We start from the raw sequence: 1,463 nt of genomic DNA, 5'->3' as shown, positions 1-1,463 counted from the left end.
CGGCTCCGACGACGGCACGGTGACCCTCGACTACCTCAGCCTCGCCTGGCAGGAGGAGTCGGTCGCCGCCAACAAGCGGCTCGTCGAGCAGTGGAACGAGGAGCACCCCGAGGTTCAGGTCCGCTACGTACAGGGCATCTGGGACACCGTGCACGACCAGCTGCTGACCTCCTTCGAGGGCGGCGAGGCGCCCGACATCATCCACGACGCCGCCGACGACCTCACCGACTTCGCCTACGGCGGCTACCTCGCCGACCTCACCGACCTGCTGCCCGACTCGCTGCGCGCCGACATCCCGGAGCAGGCGTGGCGGACGACGACCATGAACGGCGGCATCTACGGCGTCCCCTTCCTCCAGGAGCCGCGGATGATGTTCGCCAACACCGAGGTGCTCAAGGAGTCGGGGGTGCGGGTGCCGACGGCGGCCGACCCGTGGAGCTGGGCGGAGTTCGAGGCCGCGGCCGAGGAGCTGACCGCCGACACCGACGGCGACGGCAAGACCGACCGCTACGGCGTGGCCTGGGGCATGAAGGAGCCCGTCAGCCAGTCGGTGAACCTCTCGCTGTCCACCGGCGGCGGGCTGTTCTCCCGGGAGCAGACCGACGACGGCCCGAAGAACCGCGTCGCCTACGGCCCCGAGGACTCCGCCGTCGCCGAGACCATCGACCGCCAGGTCAACGAGGACCGCACCGCACCGCGCAGCAGCCTGGGCATGTCCGGCTCCGACACCCTGCCCGGCTTCTTCGCCGGGCGGTACGCGATGGTGCCGCTGAACTTCTCCTACCGCCAGCTCGTCACCCAGCAGGCGCCCGACGGCTTCGGGTGGTCGGTGCTGCCGATGCCCGCGGGCGACGGGCCCGCCGGCGGCCTCGCGCAGGGCGTGAGCCCCCAGACGCTGTCGGTGGCCGAGGACAGCGACCACCGGCAGGCGGCGGCGGACTTCATCGCCTTCATGACCCGGCCGGAGCACATGGCCGAGCTGGCCGCGGGCGACTGGATGCTGCCCACCGGCGCGCAGGCGCTCAAGGATCCGGCGCTGAACACCGAGAAGTACGGGTGGCGTACGGGCGTGGAGGTGGCCCGCTCGCTGCGGCCCGCGCCGGTGCTGGGGGTGCGGGGGTACCGCGAGTGGTCGGACAAGATCGCCACCCCGGCGTTCCAGCGGTACTTCAACGGGGACACCGACCTGGACGAGTTGCGCGAGTCGCTGGTCGAGGACGGGAACCTCGTACTCGACCGGTACCAGAGATGAGGGCGGCGGCCGGCGGGAGCGGACGACGAGCAGGCATGCGAAGCACACGAGCAGGCGCACGAGGAAAGAGCACGAACCGCACGATGAGCACCGCACGATGAGCGCAGCAGCCGCCGCCGGACCGCCGGTCCGACGGGCCCCCGCCCCCGCGGAATCCGCCCCCGACTCCGCCCGCACCGAACCCGCCCGTGCCGACTCCGCCCGTACCGAA

Annotated in this window: 1 protein-coding gene; it reads left to right on the top strand. The window is 72.0% G+C overall.

The window, feature by feature from the left end; all coding sequences use genetic code 11:
* The coding region (locus tag H5J30_RS32980; protein WP_181791367.1) for an extracellular solute-binding protein at positions 1 to 1,252 on the top strand (1,252 nt) is incomplete at its 5' end.
* Positions 1,253 to 1,463: the final 211 nt, after the last annotated feature.

It is taken from the genome of Streptomyces phytophilus (assembly GCF_013870535.1).
GTDB classification, from domain to species: Bacteria; Actinomycetota; Actinomycetes; order Streptomycetales; family Streptomycetaceae; genus Streptomyces; species Streptomyces phytophilus.
The sequence above is the reverse complement of the archived record's forward strand: the minus strand, read 5'-3'. Positions and strand labels throughout refer to the sequence as shown.